Below are 20,615 nucleotides of genomic sequence, written 5' to 3'. Positions count from 1 at the left end.
GGGCCAAAAAAAGGGGACCCCGCGCACCCGTCAGAGCCTGCTTATCCTTGCTGCCTTCCGGCCCTGGGGAGGTTCACAGGGTGGACGCCGCGCGGGGTCCGTGGATCAGTGTAGCGGGAACCTTCGAAAGGGCCGTCGTCAGGCCCCGGCACCTGCCTGGGCCCGTGCCCGCTTGAACGTGTTGTGCAGGACCGCCAGCAGCGCGTCCCGCACCGAGAGCTTCTGCCGGGCGTCGAACGTGATCAGCGGGACGTCCTCGCTCACCGCCAGAGCCCAGCGGATGTCGTCCAGGTTGTGGCCGAGCGCGCCGTCGAACATGTTGACCGCGACCACGAACGGGAGTCCCGCGTTCTCGAAGTAGTCGACCGCCGGGTAGCAGTCGTCCATGCGGCGGGTGTCCACGATGACCAGTGCCCCCAGGGCGCCCTGGACCAGGTCCTGCCACATGAAGCCGAAGCGGTCCTGGCCGGGCGTACCGAACAGGTACAGCTTCACCTCGTCGTCGATCGTGATGCAGCCGAAGTCCAGGGCCACCGTCGTCGTGGTCTTCGACGGGACGTGGCCCGTGCGGTCGACGTTCGCGGCGACCGACGTGATCGCGGCCTCCGTCGTCAGCGGCTTGATCTCGGAGATCGACGACACCGCCGTGGTCTTGCCGACGCCGAAACCGCCCGCGATGACGATCTTGACCGGGGCCGGCGGGCGGGCCGCCGGTTCAGTGAATGGCTTCGAGTCCACGAATGACCCTTTCGATCATGCCGAGGTCGTGCGAGTTGTGGCTCCCCGGCCGGCGGACGACGACGTAGCCCAGCTCGGCGAGGTCGGCCACGAGCACGCGCGCGACACCGATGTGCAGGCCGAGCATGGCGGCCACTTCGGCGACCGACATCGTGCTGCGGCAGAGGGAAACGATTTCCTGGCGTTCGAAGGTCAGCTTCGGGTGCGACGCCGCGCCGAGGCGTGACGTCATCACCTGCGCCTCGATCTCGAGGCTCTGGTCCACCGGCTGCGCCCGCCCCGAGGTCATCAGGTACGGCCGCAGCAGCGAGATGTCCGGGTCGTCCTCGGCCATCACGAACCCACGGTGTTCTTGAGCTCCTCGATCAGGCCGGGCGTGAGGACCTCGGTGGCGCGGTTGGCGAACATCGCCATCTCGTAGGCGATCGTGCCGAGGCTGGCCTGCTTGTTGGCGAGGACGCCGAGCGAGCAGCCGATGCTGATGGTGCAGACCAGCAGGTAACCGTGCTCCAGCTCGATGATCACCTTGTCGGGCGCGCCGAGCGGGTGGCTGTCGGAGACGCCGTGGGCGAGGCCGAGCATGGCGGACGAGATCGCGGCGAGGCGGTCGGCGTTGGAGCGCTCGAGCTCCGAGGACACCGCGATCAGCAAGCCGTCGGCCGAGACCGCGATGGCCGCGATCGCGCCCGCGGTGTGCTGCGCGAAGCGGCTCACCAGCCAGTTGAAGTTCTGGGCTTCGACGCTGACACCAGGTGCGGGGATGCTCATTTCCTGCTCTCTTCTTCTCGTTCCATCACACGACCGGCGACCACACCTGGCGGTGGGGTGTCTGCCGTAAGCACGTCCGCCTTGGCCAGGCCGGCGGCGAACGAGTCGAACGCCGCGCGCTCGGCCGCCGGGTCCCGCTTGGCGCGGGTCACGGCGGCTCGGGCGATCGGCCTGGCCACGGCCTCCTGCTTGCGGAGGCCCGGGGCGAGCTGGGCGCCGGGCACACGCCGGGTCAGGCCGTCCCGCGAGATCGGGGCGGTCACCGGGGCGACGGCGGCGGAGGCGGCGATCCGGTCGTTCCCGGGGACGCGCACCGGAAGCGGCGCGGGTTCGGTGACGACGGCTGGTGGCGGGTCGGTCGCCGTGGCACCGACCTCGGCGGCCCTGGCGAACGCCTCCTGGAAGCCGTCCATCGCGATCCTGGTCGCCTCGGGGTCGTGCCGCGGCTTGTCCTCGACGGCGACGGCGGCGGTCGTGCCCGGGCTGGGCAGCTGCGCGCCGCGGACACGACGGCGCAGGCCGCCACGCGACTCCGACTCGGGTTCCTCGGCGACCTCGACGGCGGCGGGTTCGGCGTCCGGCCACACCGGCTCCAGCTGGTTGAACCAGCGGAACCCGTTGAGGTGGCCGGTGCCGAGCAGCGCCGGGATCGCCGGCGACGGCAGTTCCGTCTGTCGCTCCGGCTCGGCAGGCCGGAACATGTCCGAAGTGGACACCGAACGCGGCGACGGCGCCGGGGCGGCGTGCCGCGGTTTCCGCGTCGCGATCGGGGGCGCTGCCTGCGCCGGGATCGCCGGCGCGGGTTCGGCCTTCGGGAGCAGTCCGGTGCGGTGGCCGAACAGCGACGGCGGGATCGTCAGCCGCGCGGTGACCCCGCCGGTCGTCGGCGTCGCGAGCAGTTCGACGCCGAGTTCGTGACGCCGCGCCAGGCGGCCGACGACGAACAGGCCGAGCACACTGGTCGGCGCCAGCTCGAGGCGCTCCCGCTCGACGAGCCGCTTGTTCTCCTCGCCCATCTTCTCGGCGGTCATGCCGATGCCGTGGTCGACGATGCTGACCAGGCACGAGCCGTCGGTGAGGAACATCGTGTCCACCTCGACCGTCGAGCCCGGCGGCGAGAACGACGTCGCGTTCTCCAGCAGCTCGGCGAACACCAGCACCAGGTCGGCGCCGAGGGCCGAGGACAGCAGGATCTCCGCGACGACACCGAGCTTGACGCGCTGGTAGTCCTCGATCTCGGCGAGCGCCGAGCGCAGGGCCGTCGACAGCTCGATCGGGCCGGCGATGCGGGTCTCGTCGCGGGTGCCGGACACCACGAGCAGGTTGTCGGCGTTGCGGCGCAGGCGGGTGGAGAGGTGGTCGAGGCGGTAGAGGCTGGCCAGCAGCCGGGTGTCCTGCTCGTTGCGCTCGACGTCGTCGATCAGCGCGAGCTGGCGGCCGACGAGGTTCTGCGTGCGCTTCGCGACGTTCGCGAACATCAGGCTGGTGTTGCGCCGGGTGAGCGCCTGCCGTTCGACCAGCTCGGCGGCGGTCGTCTGGACCCGGTTGAACGCCGCGGCGAGCTTGCCGAGCTCGTCGTCCGAGGAGACGTCGATCGTGGCCAGCCGCGGCACCTGCTCCTCGGCCTCCTCGGTGTCGGTCACGCGGACGAGCTCGGTGCCGGCGAGGTCGGCGACCGACGTCGCCGCCGTGGTCAGCCGCCGCAGCGGCTGGGCGATCGAGCGGGAGACCGCGACGGCGAGGAAGGCGACCAGCAGGAACAGCGCGGCGGCGCCGGCACCGACGACCCAGGCCAGCTGCGTCGCCGAGTCGGCGCGGCCGGTCGCCGAGTCGGCGATCTCGCCGGTGACCCGCTCCTGGACGAGTTTCCGCTGGCCCGCCTGGGTTTCCGCCGCGCTGAGGACGTCGGTGACGTACCGGCCGGTGGCCGCGGCGTCCCGCGGGTTGTCGATCTGCGCGGCGAGGTCCTCGATCTTGCGGCCCGCGTCGCTCTGCTCGACGTTGACCACCAGCTCGGCCTGCTGGTTGTCGGAGGCGTTGTCGGCCTGCTGGACGAACCGGTCGGTGAAGATCGGCGCCTGCTGGGTCGCGTCGTCCAGGATGGACTTGCCGGCGTCGGGCGCCACCGCCGTCACGATCAACGCCATGCCGCGCAACGAGTTCTCCTCGTTCGCGCGCAGCAGCGCTTCGAGGGCGGTCAGCTCCCTGGTGCCTTCGGCGTCACTGGTGAGCTGCGGGACGAGCCGCAGCGAGTCGATGACCGCGCCGATCACGGCGTGGTAGGTGCGGGCCACGCTGTCGAGCGCGACCCCGCGGCGCTCGGCGTTCTGCCGCAGCTCGTTCAGCGAGCCGATCCGGGTCAGGGCCGCGGACAGCTCGTCCGGCGCGTCCGCGCCGAGCTGCGACCGGACGTTCTCGACCGCGGTGTCGACCGCCCGGCGCTGCTTGACCAGCTCGTCCGGCGACATCGACGGCGTCGCGAGGAAGGCGCCGGTCAGCAGCCGTTCCCGCTGCAGCTGCCAGACCAGCCCGCCGAGCTGCTGGGCGTGGCGCGCCACGGTCGCCGACTGCGCGGCCGCCGTGGCGCTGCTCGCCTGCGTCAGCACGAACGGCACCGAGACCAGCAGCACCGCGACCAAGGGTGGCAGGAGCAGCAGGTTCAGCTTTCCGCGAATGCCGAGCCGCGTGAGGAAACCCCCGCCGCTCGCCTGTTCCGCGGTCGACCTGCCGTGCCTCATTCCGCCACCTTCCCGTCCAACGTTCTCACTCGACCGCGGCCACCCGGCTGACGTGGCCGCGGTGCTGCTCCCGGACCAGGTCCTCGATCCGGGCCCGCAGCGCGAGGAACTCCGGCTCGCGCTTGACCCCCAGGTCCCGCTCGGCCGGCAGCGCCACCTCGACGTCGGCGGCGATCCGGCCCGGGTCGGACGCGAGCACCACGACCCGGCCGCCCAGGAACACCGCTTCCTCGACGTCGTGGGTCACCATCAGCACCGTAGTGCCGGTGTCGGCCCAGATCCGGCGGATCAGCACCTGCATGTCCTCTTTGGTCTGGACGTCCAGGGCGCCGAAGGGTTCGTCCAGCAGCAGGACTTCCGGTTCGCACGCCAGCGCCCGCGCGATCGCGACGCGCTGCTTCTGGCCGCCCGAAAGCTGTTTCGGCAACGAGCGGCGCACCGCGTCGAGCCCGGTTTCGGCGAGGTACCAGTCGACCCGCTCGGCGCGCTCGGCCGGGTCGAGCGAAAGCAGCTCGAGTCCGAACGCGACGTTCTTCTCGACGCTGCGCCACGGGTAGAGCGCGCCGGACTGGAACACCAGCCCGCGGTCGGGGCCGGGGCCCGTCACCGGGACACCGTCGAGCAGGATCTCGCCCTCGGTCGGCTTGCCGAGCCCGGCCACCAGCGACAACAACGTCGACTTGCCCGAGCCGCTCGCGCCGACGACGCAGACGAACTCGCCGCGCAGCACCTCGAGGTCGACGCCGTCGAGGGCGCGCGTCACCTTGCCGCGGACCGTGTAGTCCTTCGCGACGTCCCGCAGTTCCAGCGTCATGCCGTCCACTTCCCGACCCGGGTGCGCACCAGGCGCAGCACGACGTCGATGGTCAGCCCGGCGACGCCGATCACGACGAGCACCGCGAAGATCGTGTCCGTCTGCAGGAACCGTTGCGCCCGCACGATCCGGTAGCCCAGGCCGGCCTGCGAGTTGATCAGCTCGGCCACGACCACGAAGTTCCACGCCGCGGCGGCGTTGATCCGGATCGCGTCGATCATGCCCGGCAGCGAGTGCGGCACGACGACCTTGCGCAGCACCTCGCCCCGGCGCGCGCCGAGGGTGTAGGAGACGTCGAGCAGCGCGCTCGGCACCGCGCGCACGACGTCGGCGGTCATCAGCGTGTTGAAGAAGACCGTCCCGATGAAGAGCATGGCGATCTTCGACGGCTCGCCGATGCCGAGCCAGATGATCAGCAGCGGGATGAACGCGCTCGCCGGGAGGTAGCGCAGCAGCCCGATCAGCGGCTCGAAGAACGCCTGCCCCGCGGTGAAACCGCCCATGAGGATGCCGAGCGGCACCGACACGAGCACCGCGAGGCCGAAGCCTTCGAGCACCCGCTGCGTGGTCGCCCACAGGTCGTCGAACAGCTCGCCGGTGCTCACCATGTCGACCCCGGCGCGGAAGACCGCGACCGGGGACGGCAGGAACGTCGAGTCCACGATGCCGCTCACGCTGAGCACGACCCAGGCGAGCAACGGGATCGCGAACGACAGCACCGCCAGCTTCCAGCGGGCCGACGAGCCGATCGGCGCGCGGAGGGAGAACAGCGCCGACGCGGGTTTCGGCGCGGCCCGGCGCGGCAGCTGCGCCCAGCCGGGACGTCCCCGCCCGGCCTCGGCGCGTTCGGCGAGCCCCTGCTCGGCCTCCAGCTCCTCGGCCGCGCGTTCGTCGGCCGGGGAGCTGGAGGTGGTGCGCTGGGTCGGACCGGTCACTGCGGCGTTGCCTTCACGAACTGGTCGTCGAAGAGGCCGTCGAGCGACGGCCGCTGCTGGGCGAGGCCGGTGCTCGTGATGAAGTCGACGATCTTGTTCGCCGAGAAGTCGAGGTGCTGCGCGGTGACACCCGGGGTGAACGCGTCGAGGTTCTGCTGGCGCGTGAAGATCGTGGTGCCGGCGTCGTAGGTCTTGTACTCCTCGTCGGAGACACCGCCGCGCTTGGCCATGATCTTGATCGCCGCGTCCTTGTTGTTCTTGATCCAGGTCAGCGTGTCGAACCAGGTGTTGACCAGCGCCTGCACGTCCTTCGGGTGCTCCTTGACCAGCTTCTGCGACGTCACCAGGTGGTCCGGGATGGCGCCGGGGAACTCGGCCGACGAGGAGATCGCGCGGCTGCCCTGGCGCTCGAGGGCCTTGGTGGTGAAGGGCGCGAACGCGCCGACCGCGTCGACCTGGCCCGCGACGAACGCGGCCGCGGCGGCGTCGGTCGGCAGGTTGACCAGCTGGATGTCCTTTTCGGTCAGCTTCGCTTCCTGCAGCGCGAGCAGCAGGAGGTAGTGGTCGACGGTGCCCTGCTCGACGGCGACCTTCTTGCCCTTGAGGTCGGCGACGGCGGTGATCCCGTCCCGCGCGATGATCTTGTCGTTGCCGGTCGAGTTGTCGTTTACCAGCACGATGGAGAGCTTCGCGCCGCCCGACGCCGAGGAAAGCGTGTCGTTGAGCGTCTGGCTGTTGGCGTCGATCGCGCCGCTGGAAAGCGCGTTGATGCTGTCGGTGTAGTTGTCGAACCACTTGAGGTCGACGTTCACGCCGTTCTTGGCGAACAGCCCCTGCTCCTGCGCCACCTGCCAGGGGAACCAGCCCGGCCACGCGCTGAACCCGAGGGTGATCTTGCCGCCGTCGCCGGAGGCGGAACTGTCACTGCAGCCGGACAGCGCGGTGACCCCGAAAAGGGTCAGCAGCGTCAGGAGCGCCGTCAGCAGACGACGAGGGCGGGAAGTCACAGCGAAACTCCAGAAGGCGGGGGAAGTGGAGTGGAGCGACACCAAAGGGGTAGCCGGGCCTACCTGCCGTGACGACGAGGAGGTGGTTCGGGCAAGGCTGCGCCACCGCGCACGGTCATCGCTGCTCTCTTCCAGACGCACCTGATCGGGTCAAGGCGAGAGAACGCGGACACGGAGTACCTACACCCAGTGAAAACCCGGCACCGCACGCACCGGATCGGCCACCCCTTGTCCCTCTCCCGGCGGAGACTCTAGCGAGAAGGACAAGATCCCCACAACGCCCTTCAGGTGCCTCCGAAAGGGTGACGCTCAGGCAGGGTTACCAGCGCCTTCACGGGTGGTGAAGATCAAGTACGCGCGTGTTTCTGTCGGCCGCCCGGCCAAGATCACCGCACTCCGGAAGAGGTCCGCCCGTGCAGGCGCACGGGCAGCACGGCCGCGTTGTCACACGTCGGCGCGGGGTGTCGAGATCATCACCGGGGCCGCCACGAACGAGCGAACAGTCGTTCGGAACATCCCGCTGACCGAGACATCATTCGAACAGGTGTCCGCATCCTCGAATACCGCACGGACACCGGTGCCACCGAATGATTCCGCCACTGTTAACAAGCCTGAAACAATTCCCTTTTCTGTCAGCCGATCGATTTCGTCAGGTCGTAGACGGTGGTTCCCCCGACCGTCGACGGTGCGAAATTCTGTTCCACCCACGTCTGGATTTCGCCCGACGTGCCCCGTCCCCCGCCGAAACCGCCGCGTCCGCCCGCGACGTAGTAGTGGATGTCGCCCGCGGCGACGTACTGCTGGAACCGCTGCAGCGTCGGAGCCGGGTCGCTGCCGCTGAAACCGCCGATCGCGAGCACCGGCCGTCCACTCGAGAGGGCCAGGCCCGCCGACTGCATCGCGCCGCTCTGCGCCGCGGCCCACTTCGTCGTGGTGTTCCTCAGCAGGTCGATCACCGCGGTGTCGGCCTGTCCCTCGCCGAACCCGCCGCGACCTCCACCGAAGCCCCCGAACCCGCGTCCACTCGCGACGGCCGGGCCGGACGACGGCGTGCCGCCGGAGTGCGCCGTCGCCGCCGTCGCGAAGGTGAAGGACGCCGTCCCGAGCAACGCGCCGCACAGCCCCACGACGGCGACGGCCGGGCCGAGCCGCCGGAACCGGTCGGCGCCGAAGAGCAGCCCGACCACCGCGAGCGCACTCAGCACGAGCAGCGCGTACCGCAGCCACGGCTGCCACTCCGGCGTCCGGGCGAGCAGCACGAAGCCCCAGACCGCGGACACCGCGAGCATCACGGCGAGCACCGCGCGGGCCGCGAAGTTCGCCCGTCCCCGCCACAGCTCACGCGCGGAAATCCCCAGTGTGGCGGCGATCCCGGGCGCCAGCGCGACCGTGTAGTACGGGTGGATGATGCCGCTCATGTAGCTGAAGACGAGCACGGTGACGACCGTCCAGCCGCCCCAGATCAGCAGGGCCGCGCGGGTCCGGTCGGTGCGCGGCGCGCGGCGGGTGAACCACAGCCCCGCGACCAGGCCGATCAGCGCGGCGGGCAGCAGCCACGACGCTTCGGCGCCGAACTCGCCGCCGAACAGCCGCGACAGGCCGGTCTGGCCGCCGAACACACCCCCGCCGAAGCCGCCACGTGCGGCCGTGCCGGTCGGAGGCGTGAAACCGCCACCGCCGCCACCGCGTCCCTCGCCGAAGATCCGGCCGAGGCCGTTGTAGCCGAAAGCCAGTTCCAGCACGGTGTTGTCGGTCGAACCGCTGATGTACGGCCGGTCGGCGACCGGCCACAACGCGACGACCAGGACCCACCAGCCGGCGGAGACGAGCACCGCCCCGGCCGCGGCGAACAGCTGGCCGATCCGGCGCCCGAGCGACGTCGGCGCCGCGACGGCGTACGCCAGCACAAAAGCCGGCAGCACGAGGAACGCCTGGAGCATCTTGTCGAGGAACCCGAACCCGATCGCGACGCCGCCGAGCACCAGCCACCACGTGCTGGCCTTGTCCAGCGCGCGCACGACGCAGTACGCGCCGGCGACCAGCAGCAGGACGAGGAAGGCGTCCGGGTTGTCGTAGCGGAACATCAGCGCGGCGACCGGCGTCAACGCGAGCGCGGCCCCGGCCAGCAGCCCGGCACCGGGCCCGGAGAGCCGTCGCACGGCCAGGTACAGCAGCCCGACCGACGCGACGCCGGCGAGCGCGTTCGGCACCAGCAGGCTCCAGCTGGAGAACCCGAAGATCCGGCCCGACAACCCCATGGCCCACAGGGAGAAGGGCGGTTTGTCGACCGTGACGACGTTGCCCGGGTCGAGCGAGCCGAAGAACAGCGCCTTCCAGCTCCACGTCCCGGCCTGGGCGGCCATCGCGTAGAAGTCGTTGCCCCAGCCCGTTTTCGCCAGGTCCCACAGGTAGAGCAGCCCGGTCCCGAGCAGCAGCGCGGCCACGGAAGGCTTGATCCACCGTGGTTCCGGTGCGGCCGGGGGCGCGGGCTGGGCGTGTTCGGGCGCCGACAGCGTGGTCGTCATGAAACCCACCGTCTCGGCGGCACATGTGGTGAACTTGTGCCGAACCTGTGCCCCCGCTGTGCATCGACCACGATCGTGTGAGGTGAACCATGTCGGAGAACGGCACGGCGGAGTACGCGGACGAAGCCGACCTGCCCGGCTTGGTGGGTCGCGCGGTGCTCGCAGCGGCGCACGCGGGTTTCGAGTGGTCCTGCCGGCCCGCCCAAGGCCGCCTGCTGCGGTTGCTCGCGGGCGGAGTCGCGGGTGGCGCGATCGGCGAGACCGGGACCGGCTTCGGCGTCGGCCTCGCCTGGCTGGCCTGCGGAGCCGGGCCGGGCACGAAGTTGTTCGGCATCGAGCGCGATCCCGAGCGGTACGAAGCCGCGGCCGAACTGTTCGCCGACGTGCCGAACGTGACGCTGCTCCACGGCGATTGGACCGGCCTGGCCACGGCCGCGCCGTTCGACCTGCTGGTCCTGGACGGCGGCGGCCAGGGCAAAGGTGCCGAACCACCACTCGAACCGCGCCACTGGATACGGCCGCGGGGCTGCCTGGTCGTCGACGACTTCACGCCGATGTCGTCGTGGCCCCCGGCCTTCCGGGGCGAGCCCGACAAACCGCGGCTGCACTGGCTGCGGCACCCGGACCTGCTGGCCACCGAACTGCAGCTGACTCCGGACCTGGCCACGGTGGTGGCCCGCTACACCGGCTGAGCTACTCCGGCGCCGGAGCCTCCGCGAAGACGATCTCGAACTCCGTCCGCCCCGGACGGCTCTGCACCCCGACCCGCCCGCGGTGCGCGCTCACCACCGCCGCCACGATCGCCAGCCCCAGCCCGGTACTCCCCGCCGCCCGCGAACGCGAGTTGTCGCCGCGCGCGAAGCGCTCGAAGATGTCCGGGAGGATCTCCGGCGGGATGCCCGGGCCGTCGTCGGCCACGCGCAACCGCACGAAACCGTCCGAAGTGGACAGAGTGGTCGTCACCGTGGTGCCCGCCGGGGTGTGCGTGCGGGCGTTGGCCAGCACGTTGATCACGACCTGGTGCAGCTGACCCGCGTCGCCGAGTACGCCGATCGGCTCGCCGGGGACGTCCATCAGCCACTTGTGGTCCGGGCCCGCGACGTGCGCGTCCGCGACCGCGTCGGCCACCAGGCGGCACAGGTCGACCCACTCCGGCACCACCGGGCGACCCGAGTCCAGCCGGGCCAGCAGCAGCAGGTCCTCGACCAGCGTCGTCATCCGGCGCGACTCCGACTCGACGCGGCTCATCGCGAACGCGACGTCCGGCGGCACCTGCTCGCCGCTGCGCCGGGTCAGCTCCGCGTACCCGCGGATCGCGGCCAGCGGGGTCCGCAACTCGTGGCTCGCGTCCGCGACGAACTGCCGGACGCGGCTTTCGCTCGCCTGCCGCGCGGTCAGCGCGTTCGCGATGTGCTGCAGCATCCGGTTCAGCGCCGAGCCGACCTTGCCGACCTCGGTGTTCGGGTTGGTGTCGGCCTCCGGGACACGCTCGGACAGCGCGACCTCACCGCGGTCCAGCGGCAGCTCGGAGACGCGCGACGCGGTCGCGGCCAGCCTGTCCAGCGGCAGCATCGTGCGGCGGATCGTCGCCGCGCCGACCGCGCCGGCCACCAGGATCCCGGCGAGCGCGACGCCGCCGAGGATGAAGCCCAGCCGCCAGAGCGTCTCGTTGACGTCCTTGAGCGGCAGGCCGATGACCGTGTGCTGGCCGTTGGGCGTCGTGGTCGAGACGACGCGGTACTCCCCGAGGGTGCCGCCGAGGTCGATGCTCCGCGGCTTCCCGTCCGACGGCATCGCCAGCAGGGCCACGACCTGCTCCGTCGAGACCGGTTTGAGCGGCGCCTTCCGCTTGTTCGGCGACGCCACGCTCGAGTCGAGCACCCCGGCCTGCGCGACCGAGCCCTTCTGGACGACGGCGAGCGTGCCGTCACCCTGGCCGAGCGCCCGCAGCGGATCCGGCGGCGGGGTGTCGCCGTACATCCAGGGCGGCCGTTCCCCGCCGTGGCCGCGTTCGGTGGCCGCGGCGAGCCGGTTGTCCTGCTGGCCGTTGAGGAACTCGCTCAGCGCGAACTCCGTGACGACGCCGACGACGACGCACACGAGCGCGAGCAGCGCGGCGAGCTGGAAGATCAGCCGCCGCCGCAGCGACCACGGCCGCTGCGTCCGGAACCGCCGCCGCTCAGCCCGCTGGCTTGAGGACATACCCGGCGCCCCGCATGGTGTGGATCATCGGCTCGCGGTCGGCGTCGATCTTCTTCCGCAGGTAGGAGATGTAGAGCTCGACGATGTTGGCCTGGCCGCCGAAGTCGTAGCTCCACACGCGGTCCAGGATCTGCGCCTTCGACAGCACCCGCTTCGGGTTGCGCATGAGGTAGCGCAGCAGCTCGAACTCGGTCGCGGTCAGCGGCACCAGGTCGCCGCCGCGGTGCACCTCGCGGCTGTCCTCGTCCAGGGTGAGGTCGCCGACGACCAGCGTCGACCCGCTCGCGCCGGTGACGCCGCCCGCCCGGCGCAGCAGCGCGCGCAGGCGCAGCGCGACCTCTTCGAGGCTGAACGGCTTGGTGACGTAGTCGTCGCCGCCGGCGGTCAGCCCGGCGATCCGGTCCTCGACGGCGTCCTTCGCGGTGAGGAACAGCACCGGCAGGTGCGGGGCCTCGGACCGCATCCGCCGCAGCACCTCGAGGCCGCTGAAGTCGGGGAGCATGACGTCGAGGACGACCGCGTCGGGCCGGAAGTCGCGCGCGATCCGGACGGCCTCCGTGCCGTCGCCCGCGCTGCGCACCTCCCAGCCCTCCATCCGCAGGGCCATCGAGACGAGCTCGGCCAGCGTCGCCTCGTCGTCGACGACGAGGACCCGGACGGGACTCCCGTCGGCGCGGCGCAGATCGGCCTTGCCAGGGCCTGGTGACGTGGCGTTCATAGCGGTCATAGTGCCACCTTCCCGGTCCGGCCACAGGGTTCGCTGTGGGCTCGCTGTGCGTTCCCTGTGAGGTCCTTCGCCTGGGTAAAGGAGCCACAGCACCCGCTGACGCTTCGCACAGCTCAAACACAGCCACGGCGGCGAGCCTGGCCTGGACCAGTGTGGGTACGACCGGAGGACACGATGACGACCGAGCCGACGCCGAACACCCCGCCGCAGGGCGAGCCGGCACCCGCGAGCCAACCGGCCGCGGCGAACTGGGGCGACCCCGCGGCGGCCGCGCCGAAGAAGGGCTGGTCCGGCAAGAAGACGGCGATCGCGGCCGGCATCGCCGTGGTGATCGCGGCCGGCGGCGGCGCGGCGATCTGGGCGGGCACCAGCAGCGCCGACAACTCCGCGCAGCAGGGTGGCCCCGGCGGTTTCGGCGGCCCGGGCGGACCCGGTGGCGGCCAGTTCCGCGGCCAGGGTCCCGGCGGCAACTTCGGCGGCGGCCAGTTCGGCGGCATGGCCGCGCTGCGGGAGGCCCTGCACGGCGACTTCGTCGTGGCCGACCAGAACGGCGGCTACACGACCGAGCGGCTGCAGACCGGCGACGTCACCGCGCTGAGCGCCACGTCCGTGACGCTGACCAGCAAGGACGGCTACAAGCAGACGTACACGCTCGACGGCTCGACCCAGAAGACGGGCGACGTGAAACAGGGCGACACGAACGTCACGGTGGTGGCGAAGGTCAACGGCCAGACCGCGACGGCCACGTCACTCGGCCAGGCGCTGCAGCAGGGCGCCGGCGGCCAGCGCCAGCCGGGCCAGCGCCGCGGCGGCGACTACCCGGGCCGTCCCACGAACTGACGCTCCCGAACGCCCCAAGGCCACATTGGGTGCGTCAGACGCACCGAAGGCCGCCTTGGGTGCGTCTCACGCACCGAAGGCCGCATTGGGGCGTTCGGGACCTGCGGCAGCCCGGTTAGGGCAGAGTTGCGGGCGTGTACGACATCAGCGGGTCACTGCGGCGGCAGTCGCTGCTCGTCGCGGTGGTCTGCGTCGCCTGTGACGCGCTGCTGTTCAGCGTCCGCGGGACGCTCGGCAACGGCCACTGGCAGCCGTGGGCGGTGCTGTTCGCCGGCGTCGCGGTCAACGCCGCGCTTGCCGGGCCGGCCCGGTACTCGGGCTGGGTGTCGCTGGCGCACGCCGTGCTGTTCGCCGCCTCGCCGCTGCTGATCAGCGCCACCGCGGGGTACGTCGTCGGCAACAACGCCGGCATCCTGATCGCCGGGTACCGCGCGGGCGCGTGGCTGCGCCCGAAACCGGCGGTGCTCGCGCTCCTCGCGATGCTCGCCGGCGTCACCGCGGGCTGCATCGAAGGCGGCGGCCGGACCGCGAGCGATCTGCGGCTGATCGCGGTCAGCGTCAGCGTGAGCGCGCTGCTGCCGTGGCTGGTCGGCCGGTACACGACGGCCCGGCGCGCCTACATCGCCGACCTCGAGCGCGCGGCGGACGAACGCCGTCAGCACGAAGAAGAAGCTGTGCGCCGGGCGGTCACCGAGGAGCGCACGACGATCGCGCGCGACCTCCACGACGTCATCTCCCACCACGTCAGCGCCATCGGCGTGCACGCCGGCGCGGCCCGGCTCGGGTTGCCCGAAGGCGATTCGCCGGTGCGCAAGTCCCTCGGCGCGGTCGAGTCCGCGAGCCGTTCGGCGATGGCCGACCTGCGCCGGCTGCTCGACCTCCTGCACGCCGAAGACACCGCCTCCCAGCCCGGTCTGGACAACCTCGGCGAGCTGGTCGAGACGGTCCGCGCGGCCGGCCTGCCGATCCGGCTGACGCTGCTCGGCGAACCGCGCGAGCTGCCCGGTTCGCTCGACGTCGCGCTGTACCGGATCGCGCAGGAAGCGCTGACGAACGCGTTGCGCCACGGCGAGGGCCCGGTCGAAGTCGAACTAAACCACGGCCGCACCGAAATCGTGCTCACGGTGACCAACGACCTGCGACCCGGCCGCACCTCCCGGGGCGAGCACGCGCACCGCGGCCTGGCCGGGATCCGCCAGCGCGTCACGCTGTTCGGCGGCCAGGTCACCTACGGCGAAAACGGCACGCGGTGGCAGCTGCGCACGACCTTCCCGGTGGAGAGCACATGATCCGCGTCCTGCTGGCCGACGACCACGCGATGTTCCGCTCCGGGATGCGCGCGCTGCTCGACACCCAGCCCGACTTCACCTGCGTCGGCGAGGCGTCCGACGGCCGCGAGGCGGTGGCCGAGACGGCCCGGCTGCGCCCGGACGTCGCCGTCCTCGACGTCCGGATGCCCCGCCTCGACGGCCTCGCCGCGACCGAGGCGATCCTTTCCGCGCCGGGCAACGACACCCGGGTCATCGTGCTGACCACCTACGACGCCGACGAGTACGTCTACCGCGCGCTGCGGGCCGGGGCGAGCGGGTTCCTGCTGAAGAGCCTGGCGCCGGAGGAGCTGGTCGCGGCGATGCGGGTGGCGGCCCGCGGTGACGCGCTGATCGACCCGTCGGTGACCCGGCGGCTGGTCGCGAAGTTCGCTTCGGTGCTGGAGCCCACGGCCGCCGAACCGCCCGAGCTCGCGCGGCTGACGTCGCGGGAGCGGGAAGTGCTGCTCCTGCTCGCCAACGCCTGCAGCAACGCGGAGATCGCGCGGCAGCTGCACGTCGGCGAGGAGACGGTGAAGACGCACGTGTCGCGGGTGCTCTCGAAGCTCGGGCTGCCCGACCGCGTGCACGCCGTCGTCTACGCCTACCGCCACAAGCTCGTCCCCGGCGAGCGACCTGCATAGACTGGGCCGATGAAGCGCTGGATCACCTTCGCGGTCGGGGTTGTGCTCGTGCTCGTCGGCGCCGTCTGGGTGCTGCAGGGCCTCGGTGTCATCACCGGCAGCTTCATGACCGGCCAGAAGCTGTGGTTCCTCATCGGGCTCGTCGCGTTCCTGGTCGGGGTCGTCCTGGTCGCGGCGAACGTGACGCGGCGGCGCAAAACTACTTCGTGAAGATCTCGAAGACCGGGTAGCCGGGCGCGATCTCGCGCAGCTTCTCGTCCGACGCCTTGGCGTCGACACCCTCGAAGAACGCGCTGACCTCGAACTTCCAGCGCTTGAGGTAGGCGCGCAGGATGGCGGGCTTCTCGTCGTCGCCCAGCTCGCGGTAGGTGAAGGTGTCCTCGCGCCGTCCGACCCGCAGCTGGCCCTGGCCCGCGACACGCAGGTTGCGCACCCACTGCGTCTCGCCGCGCGCCGCGACGAGGTAGTCGACGCCGTCGATGGTCAGCAGGTTGACCGGGGTCGAGCGCGGCTCGCCGGACTTGCGGCCGACCACGGTCAGCACCCGGCTGCCCAGCAGGCTCACGCCCATCTTGGTCAGCTTCGCGACCAGCTCGTTGAAGACGTTGGTGGACTTGGCGGGCTTGAGGTAGCGGGTCTCGGTCACGGTGTCCTCCGAAGTTTTGGGAGAGCAGTGCTCTCGGTTAAGAGCAGTGAACACCCTTCCGCTGCGCACTGTCAAGAGCAGTGCTCTCGATTTTGTTCAGCGCTCTCGCACATGGCACACTGACGACCATGACCGCCACCCGGACCGCGCGCGAACGTGCCCGCGCCGAACTCACCCAGGAGATCAAGGACGAAGCCCGCCGCCAGCTCGCCGAGGTCGGCGCGAACGGGCTGTCCCTGCGCGCGGTCGCGCGTGAGCTGGGCATGGTCTCGTCCGCGCTGTACCGCTACTTCCCCAGCCGCGACCGGTTGCTGACCGACCTGATCGTCGACGCCTACAACGCGATCGGCGAAGCCGCGGAAACCGGGGACCCCGGCAAGGGCGAACCACGCGACCGCTGGCTCGCGATCTGGCAGGCGACGCGCGCGTGGGCGAAAGCGCACCCGCACGAGTACGCGCTGATCTACGGCTCACCGATTCCCGGGTACGAGGCCCCGCAGGACACCGTCGCGCCGGCCGCCCGCGTCGCGCTGGCCCTGGTCAAGGTGCTCACGCACACCGAGCTGCGGGCGATCGACGGCGACGTCGCGCCCGGGCTGCGCGCCCAGGCCGAGACGCTCACGAAGGCGATCGGGATCGTCGCCGGTCCCGAGACCGTGGCCCGGCTGCTCATGGCGTGGACCCAGCTGTTCGGGGCGATCAACTTCGACCTGTTCGGCCAGTACGTCGGCAGTGTCGACCCGGCCGACGAGTTCTTCACCCACTCGGCGAGGCGGATGGCGGAGTTCGTGGGTCTGTAGGCCGCTCGAGGACCTCGGTGGCGTCCCGCACCAGGCCTTCGAGCAGCTCGCGCACGGTCCGCTCGGCGCGACCGGGGTTCCGCAGCGCGTACAGCGTCAGCTCGGTCCGCAGCAGGAAGCCCTCGACGCCCTCGAGCCGCCGGCCGGACAGGGCCGCGACCAGCTCACCCTTGTCCTCGAAGTTGGCGTAGAACGCGCCGCGCGTGTACCCGGCGCGTTCGGCGATCCGCTCGACCGACGTGCCGTTGACCCCGTGCTCGGCGAACAACCCGGCCGCCGCGTCGAGCAGCCGCGCCTTGGTCACTTCGCGGCTTTCCGCCCGCGTCAGGCGCTTCCCTGCCACGGCCGAGACGGTACCGTCGCGCGGTAGGCAACTGCGGAAGGCGGGCACGACGTGACGGGGTGGGCCGGGAAGGTCGGCAGGATCCGGGTGATCGGGACCGGGGTGATGGGCCGCGGGATCGTCCAGCTCGCCGCGACCGCGGGGGTGACCGTCGAGCTGGCCGACGTGCAGCCCGACGCCGTCGCGAAGGCGATCGAATTCGTCGGCGGGATGGTCGACAAGCTGGCCGCCAAGGGCAAGCTCGAAGAGGACCCGCAGACGGTGAAGGACCGGCTCGTCCCGGTCGACGCGCCGGACGCGCCCGCCGAGGGCGTCGACCTGGTCGTCGAAGCCGTGCGCGAGGACCTCGCGACGAAGCGGGCGCTGTTCGCGGGCCTCGAGCGTGTCTGTCCACAGGAGACGGTCTTCGCGACGAACACCAGCTCGCTGTCGGTCACCGAGATCGCCGCCGAACTCGACGACCCCGGCCGGCTCGTCGGCCTGCACTTCTTCAACCCGGTGCCGCTGATGCGCCTGGTCGAGGTGGTCCCGGGCATCCGGACGTACGACTGGCTGCCCGCCGAAGCCCTCGAGCTGGTCCGCGCCTGGGGCCACGAGCCGGTGCTCGCGAAGGACGCGCCCGGGTTCCTGGTCAACCACGCCGGCCGCGGGCTCGGCACCGAGGCGCTGCAGATCCTCGACGAGGCACTGGCCGAGCCGGCCGACGTCGACCGCGTCGCCCGTGACGTGCTCGGCCTGAAGCTCGGCCCGTTCGAGCTGCTCGACCTCACCGGCCTCGACGTGTCCCACGCCGTGCTGGAGAGCATCTGGAGCGGCTTCCACGGCGACCCGCGGCTGCGGCCGTCGTGGTTGACGCGCCCGCGCGTCGCCGCCGGCCTGTTCGGCCGCAAGAACGGCGAGGGCTTCTACCGGCACGTCGAGGGCAAGCAGCAGAACCCGGACGAGCCGGGGGCGCCGCCGAAGCCGACGGGCCCGGTGTTCACCGCCGACGAGCACCTCGCCCGCGTGCTGTCGGCCGCCGGTGTGCACGTGGTGTCGGACGCCTACCCGGACGCGGTCCTGCTCGTCCCGCTCTACGGCGAGTCCACAGTGGACGCAGCTGCTCGCGGCGGCCTGCCCCTGTCGCGCGTCGCCGGCGTCGACCCGCTGGGCGGTTACGAACGACGGCTGACGCTGTCGGTGCACCCCGGCCTCGACCCGGCTGTGGGCCGCGCGGCCTGGGGTGCGCTGGCCGCCACCGGCAACCCGGTGACGGTCGTCCGCGACGGCCCGGCCCCGATCGCCCAGCGCCTGCTGGCGTCCATCGTGAACACCGCGTGCTTCATCGCTGGACGGCACCTCGCGACGCCGTCGGACATCGACACGGCGGTCCACCTCGGACTCGGCTACCCGCGCGGCCCATTGGCCTGGGGCGACCTGGTCGGCGGCGACGTGGTGCTGCGCATCCTGCGCGGCCTCGAGGCGTCCACCGGCGACCCGCGCTACCGGCCGAGCCCGTGGCTCACCGAGCGTGTCGCCCTCGGCCTGCCGCTCACCGCGGCCGGGACGACCCCCGCGGATCTGCTCACCTGACGACCTGGACCTCGTCACCCTTGTCGAGCGAGGAGAAGAACTTCAGCGACACCGCGGCCGAAAGGTGCACGCAGCCGTTCGAGTACTTGGCGAGGCTGCCCTGGTGGAACGCGACGCCGTTGTAGAAGAACACCGAGTTCGGCATCGGCGCGTTGTCGAACTCCTTGGAGAGGTGCATCTTCTCCTTGTAGAGCACGTGCCACGTCCCGACCGGCGTCGTGCTGCCCTTCTTGCCGGGCATGATCTTCACCGGGCCGTAGACGATCCTGCCCTCGTCGAGCAGCCAGGCCTGTTTGCCGGACAGGGAAACGCAGGCCTTCGCGGTGATCGTGCACGGCACGCCGGGTGCCATCACGGGCTCGGCCGGAGCGGTCGCCGTCGCCGTCGTGTCCGAAGTGGACGACGGCGGCAGCGTCCCGGCCGCCAGCCGGACGTCCGCGGTGCCCCCGGCCGAACAGGCGGTCAGCACCGCCGCTGCGACCAAAGTGGACAGAGCCGCCAGCGCACGCCGTACTCGCATGTTTCCCCCGTGTTCCGTGGTGATCCCCTATATCTGCCAAGACGTGTGGCACGGCCGGAGGTTGTGCGCACGACGAAGCGGGCCGCCCCCGGAGATCCGGAGACGGCCCGCTTCGTGGTGGTTCAGATCTTCGTCACCGGGTCACGGGACAACCTGCACGACGTCGCCGACGTGCAGCGTGTTGAAGAACTTCAGGGACGCGCTCGCCGACAGGTGGACGCAGCCGTGCGAGTACACGGACAGGCTGCCGGTGTGGAAGGCGTCACCCGGGTAGAAGAAGACCGAGTTCGGCATCTTCGCGTTGTCGAACTCCTTCGACAGGTGCATCTTCTCCTTCGACAGCACGTGGAACGTGCCGGCCGGGGTCGCGTAGCCCTTGCGGCCCGGGAGCATCGGCACCGGCCCGTAGACGACCTGGCCGCCCTGAAGGATCCACGCCTTGTGCGCGGAGAGGTCGACGCACGCGGCGGTGCCCGAGGCCGCGGCGGCGGCCGCGCACGGCACGCCGGGGTCGGCGGCGGGCTTCGGGGCCGGCTTGGGCTTGGGCTTCGGCTTGGGGGTGGTGCTGGTCGGCGCCGGCTTGGTCGTCGACGGGGTCGGCGTCGGCGTCGCGCTGGTTGACGTGGCGGGCGTCGGGGACGCGCTGGTCGACGTCGGAGTCGGCGATCCGCCGCCGGCGCCCGCCGCGACCGCCCCGCCGCCGACGTTCCCGCCGGTACCGGACGCCCCGCCGGAGCACGCGGTCAGCACGAACGCCGTGGCCAGCGCCGCCGCTCCCACCAGAAGCCTCTTCACGATCCCGTACCCCCAGAAGACTCGATCACGCTCTTGGACACCCCTAAAGACGGGGTTCACCCACCAGAGGTTCGTCCACGAAGGTCACGATTGGGTAGATGATGACCCGATGGTGATCGTTTCCCCCTACAACCCGGCCTGGCCCCAGCACTTCGCCGAGGCCCGCGCCGAGATCCTCGCCGTGGCCGGCGACCGGTTCACCGAGGTCGAGCACGTCGGCAGCACGTCGGTGCCGGGCCTCCCGGCCAAGCCGATCATCGACGTCGCCGCGCTCGCGCCCGACCTCGACGCCGTCCCGCCGGACCTGTTCGACGGCCTCGGCTACCGCGCCGAGGACTTCGGCGCCCCGGGACGGCTGCTGTTCGTCCGGCGTGACGGCGACGTCCGCACCCACCACCTGCACGTCTTCCCGCCGACGAACTGGGAGCACAACAAGGAGCGGATTCTGGCCGCCCACCTGCGGAAGTACCCGGAAGCCGCGCTCCGGTACGGCGAGCTGAAGCAGAAGCTGGCGGCGTCCGGAATGTCCGGTGACGCGTACACCCGGGCGAAGACCGACCTCATCCAGGAGCTGTCCGACGCCGCCCGCGCCGAGCGCGGCCTGCCGCCGGAGCCGGTCTGGGAGGAGTAGCGCGTCCACCCCGGGGTTGAGGCCGGGGTCCACCCGGGACCGATCCGTACGCCGACGTAATGG

General features: G+C 71.4%; 22 protein-coding genes and 1 other RNA gene. 8 read left to right on the top strand and 15 right to left on the bottom strand.

The window, feature by feature from the left end:
* Positions 1 to 8: 8 nt before the first annotated feature.
* From ffs to ACIOD2_RS38875, 9 genes are all read right to left on the bottom strand, one after another.
* An RNA gene (gene ffs, locus ACIOD2_RS38915) (signal recognition particle sRNA small type) lies at positions 9 to 103 on the bottom strand.
* Between the two features lie 35 nt (positions 104 to 138).
* Positions 139 to 738, bottom strand: a complete 600-nt coding sequence (locus tag ACIOD2_RS38910; RefSeq protein WP_392760449.1) for an ATP/GTP-binding protein — start codon at positions 736 to 738, stop codon at positions 139 to 141.
* Positions 716 to 1,072 (bottom strand): DUF742 domain-containing protein, encoded by a 357-nt coding sequence (locus ACIOD2_RS38905; RefSeq protein ID WP_400550652.1) that lies wholly within the window; start codon positions 1,070 to 1,072, stop codon positions 716 to 718. The genes ACIOD2_RS38910 and ACIOD2_RS38905 overlap by 23 nt, the downstream gene beginning before the upstream one ends.
* Positions 1,072 to 1,506, bottom strand: a complete 435-nt coding sequence (locus tag ACIOD2_RS38900) for a roadblock/LC7 domain-containing protein (RefSeq protein ID WP_392760451.1) — start codon at positions 1,504 to 1,506, stop codon at positions 1,072 to 1,074. The genes ACIOD2_RS38905 and ACIOD2_RS38900 overlap by 1 nt, the downstream gene beginning before the upstream one ends.
* Positions 1,503 to 4,244, bottom strand: coding sequence for a nitrate- and nitrite sensing domain-containing protein (locus ACIOD2_RS38895; RefSeq protein ID WP_400549877.1), 2,742 nt, complete (start codon positions 4,242 to 4,244; stop codon positions 1,503 to 1,505). The genes ACIOD2_RS38900 and ACIOD2_RS38895 overlap by 4 nt, the downstream gene beginning before the upstream one ends.
* A 25-nt stretch (positions 4,245 to 4,269) precedes the next feature.
* Complete coding sequence (locus ACIOD2_RS38890) at positions 4,270 to 5,058, bottom strand: ABC transporter ATP-binding protein (protein ID WP_400549875.1); 789 nt, start codon at positions 5,056 to 5,058, stop codon at positions 4,270 to 4,272.
* Entirely contained in the window at positions 5,055 to 5,993 is a 939-nt protein-coding gene (locus ACIOD2_RS38885; protein ID WP_400549873.1) for an ABC transporter permease, read from the bottom strand. Before ACIOD2_RS38885 ends, ACIOD2_RS38890 begins: the two co-directional genes overlap by 4 nt.
* Positions 5,990 to 7,000, bottom strand: coding sequence for an ABC transporter substrate-binding protein (locus ACIOD2_RS38880; RefSeq protein ID WP_400549871.1), 1,011 nt, complete (start codon positions 6,998 to 7,000; stop codon positions 5,990 to 5,992). The genes ACIOD2_RS38885 and ACIOD2_RS38880 overlap by 4 nt, the downstream gene beginning before the upstream one ends.
* 632 nt (positions 7,001 to 7,632) lie before the next feature.
* A complete protein-coding gene (locus ACIOD2_RS38875) occupies positions 7,633 to 9,525 on the bottom strand; it encodes a glycosyltransferase family 39 protein (protein WP_400549869.1) in 1,893 nt (630 codons plus the stop codon).
* Positions 9,526 to 9,614: 89 nt separating this feature from the next.
* Between ACIOD2_RS38875 and ACIOD2_RS38870 the strand changes: the two genes are divergently transcribed.
* On the top strand, positions 9,615 to 10,217 hold the full coding sequence (locus ACIOD2_RS38870) for an O-methyltransferase (RefSeq protein WP_400549867.1): 603 nt from the start codon (positions 9,615 to 9,617) through the stop codon (positions 10,215 to 10,217).
* 1 nt (position 10,218) lies between these two features.
* On the opposite strand, the gene ACIOD2_RS38865 is transcribed toward ACIOD2_RS38870, so the two are convergent.
* On the bottom strand, positions 10,219 to 11,727 hold the full coding sequence (locus ACIOD2_RS38865; RefSeq protein WP_400549865.1) for a sensor histidine kinase: 1,509 nt from the start codon (positions 11,725 to 11,727) through the stop codon (positions 10,219 to 10,221).
* A complete protein-coding gene (locus tag ACIOD2_RS38860; RefSeq protein WP_043776006.1) occupies positions 11,705 to 12,454 on the bottom strand; it encodes a response regulator transcription factor in 750 nt (249 codons plus the stop codon). Before ACIOD2_RS38860 ends, ACIOD2_RS38865 begins: the two co-directional genes overlap by 23 nt.
* Before the next feature lie 174 nt (positions 12,455 to 12,628).
* Between ACIOD2_RS38860 and ACIOD2_RS38855 the strand changes: the two genes are divergently transcribed.
* From ACIOD2_RS38855 to ACIOD2_RS38840, 4 genes are all read left to right on the top strand, one after another.
* Positions 12,629 to 13,294 carry a hypothetical protein gene (locus ACIOD2_RS38855; protein ID WP_400549862.1) on the top strand — a complete coding sequence of 222 codons (666 nt, stop codon included), beginning with the start codon at positions 12,629 to 12,631 and terminating at the stop codon, positions 13,292 to 13,294.
* Between the two features lie 134 nt (positions 13,295 to 13,428).
* The gene (locus ACIOD2_RS38850; protein WP_400549860.1) at positions 13,429 to 14,583 is read left to right on the top strand and encodes a sensor histidine kinase; all 1,155 of its coding nucleotides are present in this window, start codon (positions 13,429 to 13,431) and stop codon (positions 14,581 to 14,583) included.
* Positions 14,580 to 15,245, top strand: coding sequence for a response regulator (locus ACIOD2_RS38845; RefSeq protein WP_400549858.1), 666 nt, complete (start codon positions 14,580 to 14,582; stop codon positions 15,243 to 15,245). The genes ACIOD2_RS38850 and ACIOD2_RS38845 overlap by 4 nt, the downstream gene beginning before the upstream one ends.
* A 9-nt stretch (positions 15,246 to 15,254) precedes the next feature.
* Positions 15,255 to 15,455, top strand: coding sequence for a hypothetical protein (locus ACIOD2_RS38840; protein ID WP_400549856.1), 201 nt, complete (start codon positions 15,255 to 15,257; stop codon positions 15,453 to 15,455).
* On the opposite strand, the gene ACIOD2_RS38835 is transcribed toward ACIOD2_RS38840, so the two are convergent.
* Positions 15,445 to 15,891, bottom strand: coding sequence for a nitroreductase family deazaflavin-dependent oxidoreductase (locus ACIOD2_RS38835; protein ID WP_400549854.1), 447 nt, complete (start codon positions 15,889 to 15,891; stop codon positions 15,445 to 15,447). The two genes, ACIOD2_RS38840 and ACIOD2_RS38835, sit on opposite strands and share 11 nt — an antisense overlap.
* Before the next feature lie 128 nt (positions 15,892 to 16,019).
* Between ACIOD2_RS38835 and ACIOD2_RS38830 the strand changes: the two genes are divergently transcribed.
* On the top strand, positions 16,020 to 16,691 hold the full coding sequence (locus tag ACIOD2_RS38830; protein WP_400549852.1) for a TetR/AcrR family transcriptional regulator: 672 nt from the start codon (positions 16,020 to 16,022) through the stop codon (positions 16,689 to 16,691).
* Here the strand turns inward: ACIOD2_RS38830 and ACIOD2_RS38825 are convergent.
* Positions 16,648 to 17,034, bottom strand: a complete 387-nt coding sequence (locus tag ACIOD2_RS38825; protein ID WP_400549850.1) for a TetR/AcrR family transcriptional regulator — start codon at positions 17,032 to 17,034, stop codon at positions 16,648 to 16,650. The genes ACIOD2_RS38830 and ACIOD2_RS38825 overlap by 44 nt on opposite strands.
* 51 nt (positions 17,035 to 17,085) lie before the next feature.
* Between ACIOD2_RS38825 and ACIOD2_RS38820 the strand changes: the two genes are divergently transcribed.
* A complete protein-coding gene (locus tag ACIOD2_RS38820) occupies positions 17,086 to 18,606 on the top strand; it encodes a 3-hydroxyacyl-CoA dehydrogenase (RefSeq protein WP_400549848.1) in 1,521 nt (506 codons plus the stop codon).
* On the opposite strand, the gene ACIOD2_RS38815 is transcribed toward ACIOD2_RS38820, so the two are convergent.
* Together ACIOD2_RS38815 and ACIOD2_RS38810 are read right to left on the bottom strand one after the other, a co-directional pair.
* Positions 18,599 to 19,126: a L,D-transpeptidase gene (locus ACIOD2_RS38815; protein ID WP_400549846.1), complete on the bottom strand. Its 528-nt coding sequence runs from the start codon at positions 19,124 to 19,126 to the stop codon at positions 18,599 to 18,601. The two genes, ACIOD2_RS38820 and ACIOD2_RS38815, sit on opposite strands and share 8 nt — an antisense overlap.
* 141 nt (positions 19,127 to 19,267) lie before the next feature.
* Positions 19,268 to 19,921 (bottom strand): L,D-transpeptidase family protein, encoded by a 654-nt coding sequence (locus ACIOD2_RS38810; RefSeq protein ID WP_400549844.1) that lies wholly within the window; start codon positions 19,919 to 19,921, stop codon positions 19,268 to 19,270.
* Positions 19,922 to 20,030: 109 nt separating this feature from the next.
* Here ACIOD2_RS38810 and ACIOD2_RS38805 point away from each other — a divergent pair, with 109 nt between their 5' ends.
* Complete coding sequence (locus ACIOD2_RS38805; protein ID WP_400549842.1) at positions 20,031 to 20,552, top strand: GrpB family protein; 522 nt, start codon at positions 20,031 to 20,033, stop codon at positions 20,550 to 20,552.
* Positions 20,553 to 20,615: the final 63 nt, after the last annotated feature.

Origin of the sequence: Amycolatopsis sp. NPDC088138 (assembly GCF_044741685.1) — a bacterium.
Lineage (GTDB): Bacteria > Actinomycetota > Actinomycetes > Mycobacteriales > Pseudonocardiaceae > Amycolatopsis.
This window is presented reverse-complemented; position numbering and strand designations above follow the sequence as displayed.